Origin of the sequence: Leptobacterium meishanense (genome assembly GCF_037645805.1) — a bacterium.
GTDB classification, from domain to species: domain Bacteria; phylum Bacteroidota; class Bacteroidia; order Flavobacteriales; family Flavobacteriaceae; genus Leptobacterium_A; species Leptobacterium_A meishanense.
Genome location: NZ_JBBEXE010000004.1, coordinates 96,855 through 118,568, shown reverse-complemented (window position 1 = coordinate 118,568; position 21,714 = coordinate 96,855). Strand labels below are relative to the sequence as shown.

17 protein-coding genes and 2 tRNA genes are annotated in these 21,714 nt (G+C 38.9%); 13 read left to right on the top strand and 6 right to left on the bottom strand.

From position 1 onward, the window contains the following. From WBG21_RS05800 to WBG21_RS05775, 6 genes are all read left to right on the top strand, one after another. Nucleotides 1-1,484: Ig-like domain-containing protein (locus WBG21_RS05800; protein WP_340075745.1), on the top strand; the 1,484-nt coding region annotated here is incomplete at its 5' end. Nucleotides 1,485-1,720: 236 nt separating this feature from the next. Continuing rightward, on the top strand, nucleotides 1,721-2,176 hold the full coding sequence (locus tag WBG21_RS05795; RefSeq protein WP_340075743.1) for a MarR family winged helix-turn-helix transcriptional regulator: 456 nt from the start codon (nucleotides 1,721-1,723) through the stop codon (nucleotides 2,174-2,176). Between the two features lie 16 nt (nucleotides 2,177-2,192). After that, on the top strand, nucleotides 2,193-4,598 hold the full coding sequence (locus WBG21_RS05790; RefSeq protein WP_340075741.1) for a 3-hydroxyacyl-CoA dehydrogenase/enoyl-CoA hydratase family protein: 2,406 nt from the start codon (nucleotides 2,193-2,195) through the stop codon (nucleotides 4,596-4,598). 37 nt (nucleotides 4,599-4,635) lie between these two features. After that, nucleotides 4,636-4,995 carry a four helix bundle protein gene (locus WBG21_RS05785; RefSeq protein WP_340075748.1) on the top strand — a complete coding sequence of 120 codons (360 nt, stop codon included), beginning with the start codon at nucleotides 4,636-4,638 and terminating at the stop codon, nucleotides 4,993-4,995. A 35-nt stretch (nucleotides 4,996-5,030) separates the two neighbouring features. Then, complete coding sequence (locus WBG21_RS05780) at nucleotides 5,031-6,221, top strand: acetyl-CoA C-acyltransferase (protein ID WP_340075739.1); 1,191 nt, start codon at nucleotides 5,031-5,033, stop codon at nucleotides 6,219-6,221. A gap of 84 nt (nucleotides 6,222-6,305) precedes the next feature. After that, complete coding sequence (locus WBG21_RS05775; protein WP_340075737.1) at nucleotides 6,306-8,108, top strand: acyl-CoA dehydrogenase family protein; 1,803 nt, start codon at nucleotides 6,306-6,308, stop codon at nucleotides 8,106-8,108. Nucleotides 8,109-8,305: 197 nt separating this feature from the next. Here WBG21_RS05775 and WBG21_RS05770 read toward each other — a convergent pair. The 3 genes from WBG21_RS05770 to WBG21_RS05760 form a co-directional block, all read right to left on the bottom strand. Continuing rightward, nucleotides 8,306-8,379: transfer RNA gene (locus tag WBG21_RS05770), tRNA-Pro, on the bottom strand. A 186-nt stretch (nucleotides 8,380-8,565) separates the two neighbouring features. After that, nucleotides 8,566-9,390: a hypothetical protein gene (locus WBG21_RS05765; protein ID WP_340075735.1), complete on the bottom strand. Its 825-nt coding sequence runs from the start codon at nucleotides 9,388-9,390 to the stop codon at nucleotides 8,566-8,568. Nucleotides 9,391-9,623: 233 nt separating this feature from the next. Next, nucleotides 9,624-9,698, bottom strand: a tRNA-Pro gene (locus tag WBG21_RS05760). An 85-nt stretch (nucleotides 9,699-9,783) separates the two neighbouring features. On the opposite strand from WBG21_RS05760, the gene WBG21_RS05755 reads away from it, so the two are divergent. Further along, entirely contained in the window at nucleotides 9,784-10,911 is a 1,128-nt protein-coding gene (locus WBG21_RS05755) for a PQQ-dependent sugar dehydrogenase (RefSeq protein WP_340075733.1), read from the top strand. A gap of 8 nt (nucleotides 10,912-10,919) precedes the next feature. Beyond that, nucleotides 10,920-11,843, top strand: coding sequence for a BRCT domain-containing protein (locus WBG21_RS05750; RefSeq protein ID WP_340075731.1), 924 nt, complete (start codon nucleotides 10,920-10,922; stop codon nucleotides 11,841-11,843). Between the two features lie 3 nt (nucleotides 11,844-11,846). Here the strand turns inward: WBG21_RS05750 and WBG21_RS05745 are convergent, their stop codons facing one another. Next, nucleotides 11,847-12,656 carry an N-acetylmuramic acid 6-phosphate etherase gene (locus WBG21_RS05745; protein WP_340075729.1) on the bottom strand — a complete coding sequence of 270 codons (810 nt, stop codon included), beginning with the start codon at nucleotides 12,654-12,656 and terminating at the stop codon, nucleotides 11,847-11,849. Between the two features lie 93 nt (nucleotides 12,657-12,749). Between WBG21_RS05745 and WBG21_RS05740 the strand changes: the two genes are divergently transcribed. Genes WBG21_RS05740 through scpA form a run of 5 tightly spaced genes read left to right on the top strand, consistent with a single transcriptional unit; the run spans nucleotide 12,750 to nucleotide 18,347 of the window. After that, a complete protein-coding gene (locus tag WBG21_RS05740) occupies nucleotides 12,750-13,835 on the top strand; it encodes an anhydro-N-acetylmuramic acid kinase (RefSeq protein ID WP_340075727.1) in 1,086 nt (361 codons plus the stop codon). A gap of 41 nt (nucleotides 13,836-13,876) precedes the next feature. Beyond that, nucleotides 13,877-14,482, top strand: coding sequence for a uridine kinase (gene udk, locus WBG21_RS05735; RefSeq protein WP_340075725.1), 606 nt, complete (start codon nucleotides 13,877-13,879; stop codon nucleotides 14,480-14,482). A 2-nt stretch (nucleotides 14,483-14,484) separates the two neighbouring features. Beyond that, a complete protein-coding gene (locus WBG21_RS05730; protein WP_340075723.1) occupies nucleotides 14,485-14,817 on the top strand; it encodes an FtsB family cell division protein in 333 nt (110 codons plus the stop codon). Next, on the top strand, nucleotides 14,810-16,225 hold the full coding sequence (locus tag WBG21_RS05725) for a methylmalonyl-CoA mutase subunit beta (RefSeq protein WP_340075721.1): 1,416 nt from the start codon (nucleotides 14,810-14,812) through the stop codon (nucleotides 16,223-16,225). The genes WBG21_RS05730 and WBG21_RS05725 overlap by 8 nt, the downstream gene beginning before the upstream one ends. After that, nucleotides 16,215-18,347 carry a methylmalonyl-CoA mutase gene (gene scpA, locus WBG21_RS05720; RefSeq protein WP_340075719.1) on the top strand — a complete coding sequence of 711 codons (2,133 nt, stop codon included), beginning with the start codon at nucleotides 16,215-16,217 and terminating at the stop codon, nucleotides 18,345-18,347. Before WBG21_RS05725 ends, scpA begins: the two co-directional genes overlap by 11 nt. 138 nt (nucleotides 18,348-18,485) lie before the next feature. On the opposite strand, the gene rimO is transcribed toward scpA, so the two are convergent. Next, nucleotides 18,486-19,790: a 30S ribosomal protein S12 methylthiotransferase RimO gene (gene rimO / locus WBG21_RS05715; protein WP_340075717.1), complete on the bottom strand. Its 1,305-nt coding sequence runs from the start codon at nucleotides 19,788-19,790 to the stop codon at nucleotides 18,486-18,488. 64 nt (nucleotides 19,791-19,854) lie between these two features. After that, entirely contained in the window at nucleotides 19,855-21,507 is a 1,653-nt protein-coding gene (locus WBG21_RS05710) for an amidase family protein (protein ID WP_340075715.1), read from the bottom strand. Nucleotides 21,508-21,714 lie beyond the last annotated feature (207 nt).

The following is a 21,714-nucleotide window of genomic DNA, read 5'->3' as shown; positions in this document are numbered from 1 at the left end:
ACCCTACAGCAGATGGGGAAGTCACTGTGCAGGTGCCTGCCGGGGTAGCCATGGATGCTGCAAGCAATGACAATCTGGCTTCCAATACCTACAGTGTTACTAATGATGGAACAGCTCCCTCAGTGACCATTGATGGACCTGCCGGGCCTGTAAATGGTAGTTTTGATGTTACCATTACCTTTAGTGAGGGCGTTACTGGGTTTGTTCAAAGCGATATTACTGTAACCAATGGCTCCATAACAGCCTTTAGTGGGTCAGGGGCGTCCTATACCGCTACCATTGACCCTACAGCGGATGGGGAAGTGACCGTACAAGTACCTGCCGGGGTAGCCATAGATGCTGCAAGCAATGACAATCTGGCTTCCAATACCTACAGTGTTACTAATGATGGAACAGCTCCCTCAGTAACCATTGATGGACCCGCCGGGCCTGTAAATGGTAGTTTTGATGTTACCATTACCTTTAGTGAGGGCGTTACTGGGTTTGTTCAAAGTGATATTACCGTAACCAATGGGACAATAACAGCCTTTAGTGGGTCAGGGGCGTCCTATACCGCTACCATCGACCCTACAACGGATGGGGAAGTGACCGTACAAGTACCTGCCGGGGTAGCCATAGATACTGCAAGCAATGACAATCTGGCTTCCAATACCTACAGTGTTACTAATGATGGAACAGCTCCCTCAGTGACCATTGATGGACCCGCCGGGCCTGTAAATGGTAGTTTTGATGTTACCATTACCTTTAGTGAGGGCGTTACTGGGTTTGTTCAAAGTGATATTACCATAACAAACGGGACAATAACAGCCTTTAGCGGGTCAGGGGCGTCCTATACCGCCACCATTGACCCTACAACGGATGGGGAAGTGACCGTACAAGTACCTGCCGGGGTAGCCATAGATGCTGCAAGCAATGACAATCTGGCTTCCAATACCTACAGTGTTACTAATGATGGAACAGCTCCCTCAGTGACCATTGATGGACCCGCCGGGCCTGTAAATGGTAGTTTTGATGTTACCATTACCTTTAGTGAGGACGTTACCGGGTTTGTTCAAAGCGGTATTACCGTAACAAACGGGACAATAACAGCCTTTAGCGGATCAGGGGAGTCCTATACCGCTACCATCGACCCTACAACGGATGGGGAAGTGACCGTACAAGTACCTGCCGGAGTAGCCATAGATGCTGCTAGCAATGACAATCTAGCTTCTAACCCGTTTAGTATTCTTAACTTGGGAGAAGCATCGGATGAAGTCAGCTTTTTGAGTCCGGTTCCCGATACAGGTATCTTAACTATCGATTTTAAACAGGTCTATAATGATGTTATTGTCAACGTATGGGACAGTTCGGGTAGGTTTATATCGTCTCAATCCTTTTCAAATACATATACGGTGTCCCTTTTTCTAGGAAATGCCTCAGGGTTTTATTATGTAGAGGTTATCAGGGATGGAGAAAAAACCAGGATAAAGGTATTGAAGAAGTAAATGAAAAAAAATAAGCGGTTTGAGCTCACTCCTGATATCTGGACTATTGAAGGAGGGCACCTCACCCCTACTATGAAAGTATATTGAAAAACAATCAAAAAAACGCCTCTTGCAAGAGGCGTTTTTTTTATACGCTAGGTTTACAAAATAAATTTTAAAAAGCTCAACAATAATTTCAATAATTTATTATGCATGCATAATAAATTATTTGTATATTTACTCCACATTTTCTAAAAATGAAAGAAAAGACTATTGATTATGTGATGCGGGCAACTTGGCAAGCCATTGCCAAAATGTATAACGAAGAAGCCGGAAAAGTAGGCAGTACCATGGCTACTGGTTTCACTCTTTTGAGTATTGATCCGGAAAAAGGGACCCCGTCCACAGCTCTTGGCCCAAAAATGGGAATGGAAGCAACCAGCCTTTCGCGGATATTAAAATCGATGGAAGAAAAAGGATTGATAGTGAGAAAACCAAATCCAGAAGACGGAAGAAGTGTCCTTATTCATCTTACTGATTTTGGAATAGAAAAAAGGGCACTCTCCAAAGAAGTAGTTTTACGGTTCAATGAAGTCGTTAAAACACATGTAAACCAGGAACAATTGAATACTTTTTTCGAAGTGGCAGACATTATCAATCAACTCATTCTGGAGAAGAAAATATATAACAATAGAAAAGTAACAACTAATTAACATACTTTACATCAAAATGACAAGAAGAATTAAGAAAGTTGCTGTTATCGGTTCAGGTATCATGGGAAGTGGCATTGCCTGCCATTTTGCCAACATAGGAGTTGAAGTCTTATTATTGGATATCGTTCCCAGAGAACTAAATGACAAAGAAAAAGCTAAAGGTTTAACACTCGAAAACAAAGTAGTTAGAAATCGATTGGTAAATGATAATTTCAACGCTTCATTAAAATCCAAACCATCACCTATTTATCATCAAAAATTTGGAAATAGGATTACTATAGGGAATCTTGAAGATGACCTGCATAAAATCAAAGATGTGGATTGGGTGATTGAAGTCGTAGTAGAAAGGCTCGATATCAAACAAAAAGTATTTGAACAGATTGAAAAGCACCGCACACCTGGCACACTCATTACCTCTAACACTTCCGGGATCCCAATCAAATTTATGAATGAAGGGCGAAGTGATGACTTCCAAAAACATTTTGCTGTCACGCACTTTTTTAACCCACCAAGATACTTAAAACTATTTGAAGTCATTCCCGGGCCAAATTGTCAACAATCCGTTACCGATTTCTTAATGATGTACGGCGAAAAATTCCTAGGAAAAACATCTGTACTCGCAAAAGATACTCCAGCGTTCATTGGAAACCGGATTGGGATTTTTGGTATCCAAAGCCTCTTTCACCAAGTAAAAGAGCTAGGGTTGACCATTGAAGAGGTTGATAAACTAACAGGTCCTGTTATCGGGCGACCAAAATCAGCCACTTTCCGAACAGTAGATGTGGTAGGACTTGACACACTTGTGCATGTTGCTAACGGACTTTATGAAAACTGTCCTGATGATGAACGCCATGAATTGTTTAAACTTCCTGATTTTATTCAAAAAATGATGGAAAACAAATGGTTGGGAAGCAAAACAGGACAAGGGTTTTATAAAAAAGTAAAAGGCGAAAATGGGAAAAGCGAAATCTTATCGCTCGACCTGGAAACTTTGGAATATCGCCCTAATAAAAAGGTGAAATTTGCCACGTTAGAACTTACCAAGACTGTTGACAAAGTTATTGACCGTTTCCCTATCCTTATAACCGGAAAAGATAAAGCAGGGGATTTCTATCGAAAGAACTTTGCTGCCATGTTTGCCTATGTTCAAAACCGGATCCCTGAAATATCCGATGAACTGTACCGGATAGATGACGCCATGAAAGCAGGCTTTGGTTGGGAAAACGGGCCATTTGAAATTTGGGATGCCATAGGTATTGAAAAAGGAATAGAGTTGATGAAAGCCGAAGGGTTAGAACCTGCAAATTGGGTTACCGAAATGATCTCGGCCGGAAGCAGCTCATTTTATACTGTAAAAGATGGGGCAACCTATTATTATGATATCCCATCAAAAAAACAAGTTAAAAAACCCGGACAAGATGCTTTCATCATTTTAGATAATATCCGGAAAACAAAAGAAGTTTGGAAAAATACTGAGGCTGTTATTGAAGATTTAGGTGACGGAATCCTAAACTTAGAATTCCAGTCTAAAATGAATACTATTGGCGGTGGTGTCCTTCAAGGTATAAATAAAGCTATTGACTTGGCCGAAAAAGATTTTCAAGGATTGGTTGTTGGTAACCAAGCAGCAAATTTTTCTGTAGGTGCCAATATCGGAATGATTTTTATGATGGCTGTAGAACAAGAATATGATGAACTGAACATGGCTATTAAAATGTTCCAAGATACCATGATGCGCATGCGTTACTCTTCCATCCCCACTATCTCTGCACCGCATGGGATGACCTTGGGTGGCGGTTGTGAGCTTTCCATGCATGCCGATAAAGTGGTTGCTGCCGCAGAAACCTATATCGGATTGGTAGAATTTGGCGTTGGGGTCATTCCAGGCGGTGGAGGCTCTAAGGAAATGACATTGCGTGCTTCCGATACCTTCAGGAAGAACGATGTTGAGTTGAATGTGTTACAGGAATATTTCCTTACCATAGGAATGGCAAAAGTATCAACCTCGGCCTATGAGGCTTTCGATATAGGAGTCCTTCAAAAAGGAAAAGATGTGGTGGTGGTAAACAAAGACCGTCAGATTGCGGAAGCTAAAAAACATGCATTATTGCTTGCAGAAGCAGGTTATACACAACCTGTCCACAGAAAAGATATAAAAGTGCTTGGTAAACAGGCTTTAGGGATGTTCTTAGTAGGAACGGACGCTATGGAAGCTAGTAATTATATAAGCGAGCACGATCATAAAATTGCCAATAAACTAGCTTATGTGATGGCCGGGGGTGATCTTTCAGAGCCTACTTTGGTCAGTGAACAATATTTATTGGACATTGAACGAGAAGCTTTTTTATCACTCTGTACAGAACGTAAAACATTGGAACGCATACAACACATGCTAAAAACAGGGAAACCATTGCGCAATTAGATTTGAGAAATTAATATTGAGTAATCAGAAAGAAGCTATGCACAAACTTGAAGATTTAAAAATCTGGCAAAAATCCATAGAGCTTGCAAAACAAGTCTACAACCTTGTTGTTATGCTACCTTCAGATGAAAAATATGGTCTAACATCTCAAATAAAAAGGAGCGCGGTATCCATACCTTCTAACATTGCAGAAGGAGCAGGAAGAAACTCTGAGAAAGAATTTAATTATTTTCTAGGAATTGCAAATGGTTCCGCATATGAACTTCAAACACAATTAATTCTAATAACAGAACTAAAGCTTATATCGGAAAGTGACATTCGATCTTCATTAAACCTATTAACTGAAGTTCAAAAAATGAATTATTCATTACAAAAAAGTTTAAAGGAAAAAACTTAATACTCAATACTAATAGCTAAAATCTATCATAAAAAATGAAAACAGCATATATCGTAAAAGCATACCGAACTGCCGTTGGAAAAGCACCAAGAGGGTTATTCCGATTTAAAAGGACAGACGAATTGGCCGCTGAAACCATCCAATACATGATGAAAGAATTACCACAATTGGATAAAACCCGTATTGACGATGTTATTGTAGGAAATGCAATGCCGGAAGGTTCTCAAGGGTTAAATATGGCCCGGTTGATTTCTCTAATGGGATTAGATATCGTTGATGTTCCGGGAGTAACCGTAAACCGGTTTTGTTCATCTGGGATAGAGACCATTGCCATGGCATCTGCAAAAATCCAGGCAGGAATGGCCGATTGTATCATTGCAGGTGGTGCCGAAAGTATGAGTGCAGTACCCATGACAGGATACAAAACAGAATTAAATTATGAACTGGCCAAGTCTGGCCATGAAGATTATTACTGGGGTATGGGAAATACTGCAGAAGCTGTCGCCAATCAGTTCAAAGTCTCTCGGGAAGACCAGGATGAATTTGCGTACAATTCACATATGAAAGCTTTAAAAGCACAAGCTGAAAACCGCTTTCAAGAGCAAATTGTTCCCATAACCGTTGAACAGACCTATATTGACGAAAACGGTAAAAAAGCCACAAAATCATACACAGTAACCAAAGATGAAGGACCCAGAGAGGGTACAAGTATAGACGCATTGAACAAACTCCGGCCAGTATTTGCAGCCGGTGGGAGCGTTACCGCAGGAAACTCATCCCAAATGAGTGACGGTGCTGCTTTTGTATTAGTAATGAGCGAGGAAATGGTCAAAGAATTGAACCTAGAACCGATAGCCCGCTTGGTAAATTATGCTGCTGCAGGTGTGGAGCCTCGAATTATGGGGATTGGGCCTGTAAAAGCCGTTCCAAAAGCATTAAGACAAGCAGGATTAAGACAAAACGATGTAGAACTTATAGAACTGAACGAAGCCTTTGCTTCTCAATCACTAGCTGTTATAAGAGAACTTGGCTTAAACCAAGATATTGTTAATGTTAACGGAGGGGCTATTGCACTTGGGCATCCATTGGGTTGTACCGGAGCAAAGCTATCTGTTCAATTATTTGACGAAATGCGAAAACGGAACATGAAAGGAAAATATGGAATGGTGACCATGTGTGTAGGGACTGGACAAGGAGCAGCAGGAATTTATGAGTTTTTGAATTAACAGAATTGAGATATGAGAATTGAGTATTGAGAACTTTAATATTAGAGTCTGTATACTCAATACTAACTACTAAAATCTAAAAAAATGGAAGCAATAGAAAAAGATTTAACTAGAGGCGGACAATTTCTGGTCAAAGAAACAAAAGCAGCAGATGTATTCACGCCAGAAGATTTTTCGGAAGAACAGAAAATGATGCGCGACTCGGTAAAAGAGTTTGTTGATAGGGAAATATGGCCTTTAAAAGCGCGATTTGAAAAGAAAGATTATGCCCTTACCGAAGAGATTATGAAGAAAGCCGGTGAACTGGGGCTTCTTGGTATTTCCGTACCAGAAGAATACGGTGGGCTTGGAATGAGTTTTGTAACCACTATGTTGGTTTGCGATTATATTTCCGGGGCTACAGGCTCTGTAGCAACGGCTTTTGGGGCACATACAGGGATAGGCACCATGCCCATCCTTCTTTATGGTACCGAAGAGCAAAAGAAAAAATACATCCCGCGATTGGCCACAGGCGAATGGTTTGGTGCCTATTGTTTAACAGAACCGGGAGCAGGATCGGATGCCAATTCAGGGAAAACCAAAGCAGTACTTTCCGAAGATGGCACTCATTATAAAATCAGTGGTCAAAAAATGTGGATCTCCAATGCAGGATTTTGTAAACTCTTTATTGTATTTGCACGTATAGAAAATGATAAAAACATTACCGGATTTATTGTTGAAAATGACCCTTCTAATGGGATTACCTTAGGTGAAGAAGAGCATAAATTGGGAATTCACTCCTCCTCTACCCGTCAGGTATTTTTTAGTGACACAAAAGTCCCTGTAGAAAATATGCTTTCTGAACGAGGAAATGGTTTCAAAATTGCCATGAATGCGCTAAATGTGGGTCGTATTAAGCTAGCAGCAGCCTGCCTAGATGCTCAGCGTCGGGTTACTACCGAAGCAATCAAGTATGCTAATGAACGCATTCAATTTAAGACCCCTATTGCAAAATTTGGTGCTATCAAGTCCAAAATAGCAGAAATGGCGACTGCTACCTATGTAGGAGAATCGGCATGTTACCGGGCAGCTAAAGACATTGAAGACCGAATAGCTATTCGAAAGGCAGAAGGAAACTCGCACCAAGAAGCTGAATTAAAAGGGGTTGAAGAATATGCCATTGAATGTTCCATTTTAAAAGTAGCCGTCTCGGAAGATTGTCAGGACTGTACTGATGAAGGCATTCAAATTTTTGGAGGGATGGGCTTTTCTGCCGATACGCCTATGGAATCGGCATGGCGGGATGCGCGCATCTCCAGAATTTATGAAGGCACCAATGAAATCAACCGGATGCTTGCTGTTGGCATGCTTGTTAAAAAAGCCATGAAGGGACATGTAGACCTGTTAGGCCCTGCCATGGCGGTTAAAGATGAACTTATGGGCATTCCTTCTTTTGATGCACCTGACTATTCTGAACTTTTTGCAGAGGAAAAAGAAATCATTAGTAAACTCAAAAAAGCCTTTTTGATGGTAGCCGGAGCCGGTGTACAGAAATATGGTCCACAACTGGAAGAACACCAACAACTATTAATGGCCGCTGCCGATATTTTGATTGAAATCTATATGGCTGAATCTGCCATTCTCCGTACAGAGAAAAATGCAAAACGTTTTGGCGAAGAAACACAGAAAGAACAAATTGCCATGGCGCAGCTAAACCTCTTCCATGCTGTAGAAAAAATCAATACAAAAGGAAAAGAAGCCATTGCTTCCTTCACTGAAGGTGACGAACAGCGAATGATGCTGATGGGGCTCAAACGGTTTACCAAATATGCCAACATGCCAAACGTAGTTGCTTTGAGAAATACCATTGCAGAAAAGCTTACGACAGAGAATAAATATTGTTACTAAACAGTATAGAAATATGTCTTTATAAAAATAAAAGCTAGAGAATTCTCTAGCTTTTATTTATTTGTCGGGATGACTGGATTACTTTCAGTGATCCATAAGGAGTTGTTGCAAATTAAAGCGTTGCTTTAATTTAATCTAAAACAGATCGTTCTCTTTAAAAAGTAAACTTTTTACGAGAACTCACTCGCTTTAGCTTGTCGGGATGACTGGATTCGAACCAGCGACCACACGCACCCCATGCGTGTACGCTACCAGACTGCGCCACATCCCGGAAATATAGTCAGAACAAATTATTAACTGTACCTCGTGTATACTATACCCTTTCTATAGCAGAGAGGGCAAATATAATATGCCCCTAATTATTAAACAATATAAATCACAAAATTTCATCTCAATAGAGAAAATGGAGGCTTGAGTTTATATTTAAACTATTAGTTTAATATATACGCTTCATACTTTACCTATACTTTATTTCAGTTATGAATAATGATGGTGGTAAATTAGGAGTTGATGAATTAACAAGAGAATGTTCAATTCTAATTGGTCTATTTTCACTATCAAGAACAAAATTAAAAGAACCCATTGAAGCTGGTTCTTTATTAGGTTCTCTTGCTTCCCATTCGTTTGTTAAATAAACTGTACGATGCATGTTAAAAAGATAAATATTACCAAAAAATGGCGGTAGGCCTGAAAAAGGGTTTAAATATTCCGAAAGTTTATATTCATAAATTAATGTGTTATCTGAAATTAATTTCTCAGTCAATGTATTTTGACCATAAGTAAATTCAGTGACCGATCCACTATCAAGTATTCGCTTTACTCTACCTTGCCTGTCATATTCATATTGTATCTCTCCTTCACTATATGTGTTTGTCAATATATTTAATTTTGAACGATGAACTCTATGTGGTTTATTACTCCCTTCTCTATAAAAGTAAGTTGTTTCTATTGTCTTAATTTCTTCATTTTCAAAAATACCATAGGTGGTCGATTTATTTAATAACCCATTATTGTATTCAAATTCAACCCTTAAAGTTGTGTTATCATCATTAGATGAAAACTCATATGAAATTACATTGCCTCCTTCATCATAAAAAAACTTTGAAACTTGTTTTTCATCAGGTGCAGAAGCTATCCATTCAACATATTCAGAGACTTCAAATTTTTTGGGGTCTGGATAATCAGTAGGGACTGTAGGATCATCATCTTTTTCGCATCCTAGAAATAAAATACATAAAAAGAGGAAATAATTTTTAAATAAGTTTTCCATAATTGTACGCATAAACATTTTTGTTAAAATAGTTTATATATGTAGATGCAGAAAAAATGAAAAGGTTGCGTTAAAATAATAATTATTTTGTTAAAATTCGAAGTCGCACAATCACAAATCACATTTCATAGCGACATAATACTATAAGAGTCATTGCAAATTAAAAACGTTGCTTTAATTTCAATAAACCTCCCTATTTTCTTCAGAAAGTAAACTTTCTACGAAAAACATCCATACTTTATTTGTCGGGGTGGCAGGATTCGAACCTGCGGCCTCCTGCTCCCAAAGCAGGCGCGATAACCGGGCTACGCTACACCCCGAAAAACATGGATTGCAAATATAGCCTTATTTAACATTCATACAAAGTAATTTTATTTGTAAATTGTGTATCAAATGCCTCAGTAGATGAAACTGTGTTATCTATATAAAATCACTCTATTATTTCTTCTGTTTAGCATTTCCTCTTGTGCCCAAAAAAGAGATAATACAATAAAGAAACCTGAAAAAGAAAATTATACTCTTGAAAACATAACAGGCAAGATCAATTTTCCATGGGGTATGGAATTTCTCCCTGATGGCAGCTTATTGGTTACTGAAAAAACAGGGGCACTTTTTCATTTTAAAAATGGAAACAAAACAGCCATTGAAGGACTCCCTGAAATTTATGTAAGAGGACAGGGAGGGCTTCTTGATATAAAATTACATCCTAACTATGTAAAGAATGGATGGCTATACCTTTCGTATGCTTCTTCAGAAAGAGAGGGAAACGGTGGGAATACAGCTGTGATACGAGCCCGTATAGAAAATAACCGGTTAGTTGACCAGGAAATACTTTATAAGGCAGCTCCAAATAGTACAAGGGGGCAACATTTTGGCTCTCGGTTTGAATTTGACAACGAAGGGTTTTTATACTTCTCTATTGGTGACCGTGGAAACCGGGACGTAAACCCGCAAGACATCAACCGTGATGGTGGAAAAATATACCGAATCCACGATGATGGGACAATTCCAAAGGACAACCCTTTTGCCGACCACCCAACAGCTAAAAAAGCAGTTTTCAGCTACGGACACCGAAATCCTCAGGGCATGATAAAACACCCTGAAACCGGAGAAATATGGATTCATGAGCATGGCCCCAAAGGAGGTGATGAAATCAATATTCTGAAAAAAGGCAAAAATTATGGTTGGCCGCTCATTACTTATGGCACCAATTATGATGGTACTTCCATTACAAAGCATACATCTTTGCCGGAAATGGAACAACCTTTCCATTATTGGGTGCCTTCCATAGCCCCTAGCGGTATGACTTTTGTCACCTCTGATAAATATCCGGAATGGAAGGGTGATTTATTGGTAGGTTCATTGGTTTTTCAATACTTAGAACGGTTAGTTATAGAAAATAACCAAATAATCCGGCGAGAAAAACTGTTTGATGGCATTGGCAGGTTACGGAATGTGAAGCAAGGACCGGACGGATATATCTACATCGCTGTAGAAGGAAAGGGGATTATGAAAATCATCCCTAAAAAGTAATTTTCATTATGAAAAATATCATATCGTCACTTATAGGGCTTGCAATGATAATCTATTTAATATCCGTAATAGCTAAAATTGCACGGATTGTTTTAGGGACAACCCCTGATTCTTGGGCAAGTATTAGCGGACATCTAGTAGTTGCTAGTACGCTAATTATTTTAATGATCGTTGGGTATTTTTTGGATAAAAAAGATTCAAAAAAACCTATTCCAGAGAAAAAAACGCAAATTCCTCCTAAAAAAGTAATACAAAAACCAGACTATAACCCTTATGAAGATAAATTGCACCATGCTGTTTACCAACAACATGTTAGAAGCTGGTGGTCTGACAGTGATGGGGATATTCATAGGCATAGCACCATTCATGCTACACTTCGTTTTTATGAAGACGGTACCATTATCGGGATACGTTCTTCAAACATCCCAAAAATAGAAGTGCCCAGTTCTTATACGATGAAAGGAAATTGGACATTGGACAAAAACCGCCTTTCCTTTAACCTGGAAAAGGTATCGGATATAGATGATACTGTAGATATTTATATCTCTGAAGAAGACCGGCGGCAAATGAAATATGCAGGTTCCATTGCAAATGACGATAGCCTCATAAAAGCCGGAAAACACAAAGGAAAAATAAAAGGCACTTTCATATACATTAAAGGTTATACATTCGCAAAAATGGAAACATCAAGACTTATTATTACTGCTTCAGAAGGAGTTTGTAGTACATTAGCATCAAGGTTGAAAAAACATCCCTATGTGATCGATACTTTTGAAGATTCAGGGTATTGGTATTCAAATGGAGAAACAGGTCCTGAATGGTTTACTGCAACCATTGAAACAACTTATAACCACAAAGATGCTGTGGAAAAAGCCGTGGAAGATGAATTAAAAAATATGGGTAAATTTGCTAATAATTTCTATTGGGGATAGGCTTTATCCCTTTGAAGCAATTGCTTTTTTTACGGAGCCATATTTTTTTAACAACGCCTCAGCCTCAGCCTCAGAAACATTTAATTCTTCCATAATAAACCGGATACCACGATCGACCAACTTATTATTGTTGAGTTGCATATTCACCATCTTATTTCCTTCTACCCTTCCTATCCTGATCATCAACGCGGTAGAAATCATGTTCAACACCAATTTCTGAGAAGTGCCGCTCTTCATCCGGGTACTGCCCGTAACAAACTCAGGACCTACTTTAATTTCAATAGGAATAGCTGAAACCATTGACAATGGGGATCCCGGGTTATTGGTAATACAAGCTGTCAAAATACCATGTTCCTTAGCAGCTTTCACTCCACCTACTACATACGGTGTAGTCCCTGAAGCAGCAATACCTACTACGGTATCATTTTCATTGATGTTGTAATTGCTTAAATCTTTCCATGCCTGTCCTGCATCATCTTCAGCAAACTCTACTGCTTTCCGAATAGCACTATCACCTCCGGCAATAAGGCCAATGACCCTGTCGTGTGGCAATCCAAAAGTAGGAGGTATTTCCGAAGCATCTAATATGCCAAGCCGCCCACTTGTTCCCGCTCCAATATAAAAAAGCCGTCCTCCTTTCTTAAATCGCAGTACCAGTTCATCAACAAGTTGGCCAATTGCGGGAATGACTTTTGCTACTGCCTCCGCTACTTTTTTATCTTCTTTGTTGATGTTTAAGAGAATATCGGCGGTCTTCATTTTTTCTAAACTATTGTACAAAGAAGCTGTTTCTGTTATTTTTTTATAGGTCATTCTCCAAAATTTAGCTATCCAAAGAGTTCACAAACAAATCATTATTTTTGTTTGCACGCATCCAATAATACAAATGTACAAACCTAAACGCTTTTGAAAACAACAACTTATAAAGTTATCGGTTTAATGTCGGGGACTTCCTTGGATGGACTCGACATTGCTTATTGCCATATTACAAAAAATAATAATTCTTGGAATTATCAGATTGTAAAAACAAAAAGTGTCGATTATACACCTCAATTTCAAGCACGCTTAAAAACTGCTATTCAATTATCCGCTACTGATTTGCTCGTTTTTCACAACGAATATGGAACGTGGTTGGGAAAACAAGCAGCGCAGTTTATTGCTGAAAATAATTTAGAGGTGGATTTTATAGCCAGCCATGGCCATACGGTACATCACCAACCTGAAAATGGGTTCACTTTCCAGATAGGTTCCGGGCAACACTTGGCAAACGCCTCCGGGAAAAAAGTCATTTGCGATTTCCGGAGCAATGATGTAGCATTGGGTGGACAAGGAGCCCCTTTGGTGCCGATCGGAGACCGATTACTTTTCGGAAATTATGATTTTTGCTTAAACCTTGGGGGCATTGGAAATATTTCTTTTGAAAAGGAAGGAGAACGGATTGCCTATGACATTGCCCCGATAAATATGCTTCTTAACCATCTTGCTCAGAAACTGAATAAGCCATATGATAAAAATGGGCAGCTTGCCCAAAAAGGAGTGCCCAATAATGATTTTTTAGAGCAGCTAAATGCGCTAGCTTACTATCACCAATCACCCCCAAAATCATTGGGGTATGAATGGTTTGAAAACAATATCCTCCCTATCGCAGAAAACATCTCTGATGCTATGGAGAACCTATTGCATACAGCCGTTCAACATATTGCCATACAAATTGCAAAAAGCATTAAAAATGTGCCAACAACTGGCAAAATAAAAACTGTGCTGGTTACAGGAGGTGGGGCAAAAAATGATTTTTTAATCCACGTCTTACAGCAGCAATTGGGCAGTACCTATAAAGTAGTTGTTCCTAAAAAAGATAGCATCGATTATAAAGAAGCGCTTATTTTTGCTTTAATAGGCGTACTCAGGGAACGAAATGAGGTTAATTGTTTGCATTCAGTTACCGGAGCAGCCAAAGATTCCTCATCAGGGGTTATTTACATACCGTGTTAAAAATGTAACTTGCAATCCGTAAATTTGTTAAAAATTCATGTATGCTGATTATCGGAATTGCCGGAGGTACCGGTTGCGGAAAAACAACCGTAGTAAACCAGATCATCAATGAGCTCCCTGAAAATGAAGTAGGCGTTATTTCTCAAGACTCCTATTATAAAGACACTTCACACCTTCCTTATGAAGAACGTACCAAAATTAATTTTGACCACCCCAGAGCCATTGATTTTGACCTTTTGGGTGCACATTTAAAAGACCTAAAAGCAGAAAAACCTATTGAGCAACCCGTATATTCATTTGTAAAACATAACCGTACCAAAGACGTTATACTTACACAGCCCCGAAAAGTGATGATCGTAGAAGGTATCCTCATCTTATCCAATGCTGCCATCCGTGATATGTTTGACATCAAAATATTTGTACATGCCGATTCTGATGAGCGGCTCATTCGCCGTATAAAAAGAGACATTAACGAGCGTGGGCGTGATATTGAAGAAGTACTGTCCCGATATCAAACCACTTTAAAACCTATGCACGAACAGTTTATAGAACCTATGAAAGAATATGCCGATATCATCATTCCACATAATAAATATAACACTGTGGCAATAGATATTGTAAAAACAATCATTAATGACCGGCTTTAACAATGAACCTTAAAAACATCAAAGAAAATAAATGGTTTAAAGTATTTGGCAACATATATGTTATCATACTCACCATTTTTGTAATATGGATGGTTTTCTTTGACACTAATTCTTACTTCATTCACAAACAGTTAAATGAAGAAATTGAAAAGCTTGAAAAACAAAAGCAACACCTTGAAGAAGAAATAGAGCAGGACAAACAAATGATCAAAACCCTTAAAACAGCAGAGGGATTGGAAAAATATGCCCGGGAAAAATACTATATGAAAAAAGAAAATGAAGAAATATACCTCATAGAAGATACCGATAGCATTAACAAAAAAGAAGATGAATAAATATTTTGAAACACTTTCATTTGATGAGTTTGACAATATCAGCGCAAAACAATGGAAACAAAAAATACAAGTTGACCTAAAAGGAGCCGACTATAACAAAACTATGGTATGGAATACCTTGGAAGGCATCGATGTAAAACCTTTCTATACTACTGAAGATATAGAGAAAGTCAAAATCCAAAATAGTGCTCCACCCAACTGGAAAATCTGCCAAAAAATATATGTTGCCAATACAAAAAAATCAAACGAAAAAGCCAGAGATGCCATCCAGCGCGGAACTGAAAGTATTGCTTTTGTTATCCCCACAAAAGAAATTTCCATAGAAAAACTGTTTGGCGGAATTGATTTAAACAAAATTCCTGTTCATCTCCAAATGCAATTTTTAGATAGTGGTTTCATCAAAAACCTAAAAAACTATCTGGAGGACAAAAATGCGGAAATCCATCTCCATATAGACATCATTGGAAACCTTGCACGAACCGGAAACTGGTTTCATAACCTTGATAAAGACCATGAGGTTCTTTCAGATATTCTACAGTATTCCAATACATTTGAAACCATTTTATCTGTAGATGCTTCCCTTTATCAAAACGCCGGGGCTAATAATACACAACAGCTTGCCTATGCCATGGCACATGCCAATGAATACCTTAACTTCGTCAACAACGTCATTTCGAACGACCCGACAACTGCCGGGAGTGAGAAATCTGTCAAAATAAACTTCAACATTGCCATAGGTGCTAACTATTTCTTTGAAATTGCTAAAATAAGAGCACTACGTTTACTTTGGAATACCATTGCATCTGAATACGGGATCACTCATGATTGTCATATTTTTGCACAACCTTCTGAACGCAATAAAACGTTGTATGACTACAATGTTAACATGTTGCGGACCACTACCGAGAGCATGAGCGCTATATTAGGAGGAACTGATACTATTTGTAATCTTCCATATGACAATATTTATCATAAAGACAATGAATTTGCCGAACGAATCAGCCGAAATCAACTGTTGATCCTTAAAAACGAAAGTTATTTTGATAAAACCACCAATCCAGCAGATGGCAGTTATTACATTGAAAGCATTACACAGCAACTTGCTGAAAAAGCTCTCCGTATTTTTAAACAGATAGAAGTAGGAGGTGGTTTCCTAAAGCAACTTAAAGAGCATACAATCCAACGTAAGATAAAAGAGCAGGCAACGGCTGAGCAAACATTATACGATACTGAAAAACAAATACTTGTTGGCACCAACAAATATGTTAATGAACAGGATAAAATGAAAAGTGAATTGGAACTATACCCTTTTGTAAAAACTGATTCCCGAAAAACATTGATCGAACCGATTCTTGAACAACGGCTTGCCGAACAAATAGAACAAAAACGACTGGAAAATGAAGCGTAAAGACTTAAAAAATATTAGTTTAAAGTTAAACGTTGAAAGTGAAAAGTTAGAAGAAAATCAAACTAATACTGACTTTGAAACTGCTGAAAATATTAAGGTAAAATCATTTTACACACCTGATTCTATGAAAACTATGCAGCATCTTGGTTTTGCTGCAGGTTTTCCTCCATACCTTCGTGGACCTTATGCTTCCATGTATGTACAGCGTCCTTGGACTATTCGCCAATACGCAGGGTTTTCTACTGCTGAAGACAGCAATGCATTTTATCGCAGGAATCTCGCTGCCGGGCAAAGAGGGCTGTCTATTGCTTTTGACCTAGCCACCCATAGGGGTTATGATAGTGATCATGAACGGGTAGCAGGTGATGTAGGAAAGGCCGGGGTGGCCATTGATTCTGTAGAAGACATGAAAATCCTGTTCGATCAAATTCCACTCGATCAAATGTCAGTCTCCATGACCATGAACGGTGCCGTATTACCCATTATGGCTTTCTATATTGTAGCTGCCGAAGAGCAAGGTGTTTCTCCCGAGCAACTCTCAGGGACCATCCAAAATGATATCCTGAAGGAATTCATGGTGCGAAATACTTATATCTATCCTCCCGCTGCATCCATGAAAATAGTTGCTGATATTTTTAAGTACACCAGTAAACACATGCCTAAATTTAACAGTATCAGTATTTCCGGATACCATATGCAAGAAGCCGGGGCTACTGCCGACATTGAGCTGGCCTATACGTTAGCTGACGGGTTGGAATACATACGGACAGGTATTGCAGCTGGGATGAACATTGATGATTTTGCGCCTCGCCTCTCTTTCTTTTGGGCTATTGGCATGAACCATTTTATGGAAATTGCAAAAATGCGTGCAGCCCGTATGCTTTGGGCAAAATTGGTAAAGCAATTCCATCCGAAAAAAGAAAAATCGCTGATACTAAGAACCCATTGTCAAACCAGTGGTTGGAGCTTAACAGAGCAAGACCCTTTTAACAATGTAGCCAGAACATGTATTGAAGCAGCGGCAGCAGTTTTTGGCGGAACACAAAGTTTGCATACCAATGCGTTGGATGAAGCCATTGCCCTTCCTACCGATTTTTCAGCACGGATTGCACGAAACACACAACTATACCTTCAGGAAGAAATAAATATTACCAAAACCGTTGATCCTTGGGCAGGTAGTTATTATGTGGAAACCCTGACTAATGAAATTGCTGAAAAAGCCTGGAAACTTATTGAAGAAATAGAAGAGCTGGGCGGTATGACAAAAGCTATTGAAGCTGGCATCCCAAAAATGCGAATTGAAGAGGCCGCTGCCCGAAAACAAGCGCGTATTGACAGCGGGCAGGATATCATTGTAGGTGTCAATAAATACCCTTCCCCTGAAGAAGATTTCCTGCAAATATTAGAGGTAGACAATCAAACCGTTCGAAAGCAACAACTCGAACGTATAGAAAAAGTAAAAAAAGAACGAGACCATCAAAAAGTAACTGCCGCGCTAGAAAAAATAACTGCTTGTGCAAAAACAGGTGAAGAAAATTTATTAGCTTTAGCTGTAGAAGCTGCCAGAAAACGTGCTACCTTAGGAGAAATAAGTAATGCGTTGGAAAAAGTATTTGGCAGGTATAAAGCCACTACGAAATCAATATCAGGCGTGTATTCAAAAGAAATTAAAAACGACGGTAGCTTTGAAAAAGCAAGACAGTTGGCCGATGAATTTGCAGAATCGGAAGGTCGTAGGCCCCGTATCATGATTGCAAAAATGGGGCAGGACGGGCACGACCGTGGAGCAAAAGTAGTGGCTACCGGTTATGCCGATGTAGGATTTGATGTAGATATTGGCCCATTATTCCAAACTCCTGCAGAAGCTGCCAAACAAGCGGTTGAAAATGATGTCCATATCTTGGGAATTTCTTCTTTGGCGGCGGGACATAAAACGTTGGTGCCACAAGTGATTGAGGAACTTAAAAAATACGGCCGGGAAGATATTATGGTGATTGTTGGTGGCGTTATTCCCAAGCAGGATTATCAATTTTTGTTTGATGCGGGCGTAACGGCCGTTTTTGGACCGGGAACGAAGATAAGTGAAGCTGCTATTGAGATTTTAAAGATTTTGATGGATTAGAAATGAGGCTGACTAAAAAAGATTGGGAATAGTGTCATTTCGAATTTCCCGATAACTATCGGGATGAGAAATCTAAATTTGTTGAATCAATTATTTCGACTGCGCTCAATATGACATATCAATTATGTTATATTTTTTTTATACTGCTGGTTCTCCATAAAGATCAAAATCTCCTGCTTCTATAATTTTCACATTCACAAAATCCCCGATTTTTACATACTGTTTGGTAGCGTCAATTAATACCTCATTATCAACATCAGGAGAGTCAAATTCAGTTCGTCCTACAAAATGATTTCCTTCTTTTCGGTCGATGATACATCGGTAGGTTTTCCCTACTTTTTCTTGGTTCAGCTCCCAGGATATTTGCGATTGCAGTTCCATGATCTCTGCGGCACGCCGTTGCTTTATTTCTTCCGGCACATCATCTTCCAGAGTATAAGCATGTGTGTTTTCTTCATGGCTATAAGTGAAGCAGCCCAAACGTTCAAAGCGCATTTCAGAAACCCAATCTTTAAGTATTTGGAAATCTTCTTCGGTTTCTCCGGGATAACCAACAATCAATGTTGTCCGGATAGTCATCTCCGGCACCGTTTTCCTAAAATCCTTTAACAACTTATTTGTTTTTTCTTTCGTTGTACCTCTTCGCATACTCTTTAGCAGAGGATCGGAAATATGCTGTAACGGAATGTCTATATAATTACACAGCTTTGGTTCGTTTTTCATCACCTCTAGCACATCCATAGGAAACCCTGTCGGAAAAGCATAATGGAGCCGTATCCATTCAATCCCTTCCACCTTTACCAAGGTCTTTAATAAGGTAGCCAACTTGCGCTCTTTATAGAGATCAAGTCCATAATAGGTAAGATCCTGGGCAATAAGGATCAGTTCTTTAACACCTTTGGCTGCCAATTTTTCTGCTTCAGTGACCAAATCTTCTATCGGAGTGCTTTTGTGCTTGCCGCGCATTAACGGGATGGCACAAAAAGAACATGGGCGGTCACAACCTTCCGCTATTTTTAAATACGCATAATTTTTGGGTGTTGTGGTCAACCGTTCCCCTATCAGCTCATGCTTATAGTCAGCTCCCAAAGCTTTTAGGAGATTGGGCAGGTCCGATGTGCCAAAGTACTCATCCACATTGGGTATTTCTTTCTCCAAATCAGGTTTGTAGCGTTCACTTAGACATCCTGTTACAAATACTTTATCTACAATCCCTTCCTCTTTCTTCTGAACATACTCTAAAATGGTATTTACACTTTCTTCTTTGGCATTGGCAATAAACCCACAGGTGTTGATCACTACAATATTGCCCTCTTCTTCATGGACCACTTCTTTGTTATTGGCACGTAGCTGTCCCATCAGCACCTCAGAATCGTACACATTTTTGGAACATCCTAAAGTGATTACATTAATTTTATTCTTTTTTAATGATTTGGTACGCATTCCCTATAGATTTTGGTATGCAAAAATACCGGAAATATATGCTATAGTATACTAAAAAATACTTTTACTGATAATTCTTGGGCGCTTTCCGAACCTTTGTTTGCTTTTCAAAAGCATAACCTAGCTTTAACAGGTCATCTTCCGTAAAAGGTTTTCCTATAAATGTTAAGCTTATGGGCTCTCCGGTAGATTTATAACCCATGGGCACGGTTAAACAAGGATATTTGGCCACCGCAGCATATCCTGCGTGGTAATTGTTGATGGATAATACTGCGTCTAACTGGTATTGCTCCATAGGCGTTGCAAAGTATTTTTTGCCATTATCATGAAGGTCGTTCTTAATCCTTTCAAAGTCTTCAGGGGTCGTAGCATCGGATACAATACCTTCAAACAATTGCTGCCCATAGGGTGCCCGAATATCCATATTCGATTGATTGTAGGCAACCACATCCTCAATAGACCGTAGGGTAATATTGTCACTGGCATAATTTTCCAAATACTTCGAAAGGTCATTTTTCATATCAATGTTCAACAAGGTTAAAAATCCATTTAAGGTTATAGATGGAGGATCATACTCGATGATTTCTGCACCAAACTCCCCAAGTTTCTTTACGGTAGTGGCATAAATACTATCTGTTAAAAGCTCTCTTATAACCCCTAACCGCTTTCCTTTTAAGTTGGCATTCTTCAAATTTTTTAAATAATCTTTATTCAAATCCATAGAGGCTGTGTCTAACGAATCCTTCCCTGTCATTGCATTTAGGAAAATGGCATTGTCCATCACATTTTTTGTCATGGGACCGGGCGTATCCAATGTACTGGAAATGGGGACAATACCTGTACGGCTTAATAAACCAACCGTCGGTTTTAACCCTACTACCGAGTTTTGACTGGAAGGTGACAGAATAGACCCTGAGGTTTCGGTACCGACCGCAGCAACCGCATAGTTTGCGGCTACTGCTACACCACTTCCGGAACTGGAACCTCCGGTTTCAAAAAGTTTCCTTCCATACGGGTTTAATGTTTGCCCGCCAATGGCACTATAACCTAGCGGGCATCCATCACAGAAATAATACGCCCATTCACTAAGGTTTGTTTTCCCTAAGATGAGTGCATTATTTGCTTTTAATCTATCTACAATAAACGCATCATTTGGGTTGTTTTCAGCTAATACAGCAGCTCCGGCAGTTGTGTACATACCGGAAGCGCCTACATTGTCTTTTAACAGTATGGGCATGCCATAAAGGCTGTATATTCTTTTTTCATCAAAAGGTTTTTTATCCAGTTCTCTTGCTTCTTTAAGAATGTTTGGGTTTAAGGTGATCACAGCATTTAACGACACTGCATTGTTATGTTCATAGTTTCGGATCCTATAAATAAAAAACAGCGTTAATTCTTCGTAGGTTAGTTTCTTTTCTTGAACACTTTTTTGAATACTTGGAATGTTTTGCTCGAGAATAAGAGGTTTCAGTTTTTCATAGTCATCTTGAGAAAAATTAGCAAGGGCTATTTCAAAAGGTTGCCATAACGTATTTTTATCGGTCAGCTTAGAATTAAGCAACTTAAAACGCATGCGGGCATTCTCATGATTGGCCTGTGCTGCTAATTCTGAAGTTTCGTCATAGGGTTGCCAGATAATTTCTTCAATAGGTTTTGTTTCTTTTTTACAGGAGATAAAACAAATAAAGGCCGTTAGTAATACAACTATTTTTTTCATTTGAAGTGCTTCTTTATTGCTTTAAATATACATAGAAAAAGAGAATAAGGTCAATTTAAAATGTTTAGTTTTTGAAGTATTGTAATTTTGATAAAGACTATTTCATAAACATATACTCACCATTTTCATTATATAATACCAATTTATTTAAAGCAATGAGGGCTCCCCATTTAGGAGAGCCCTCTAATAGTTATCCATATATAGTGA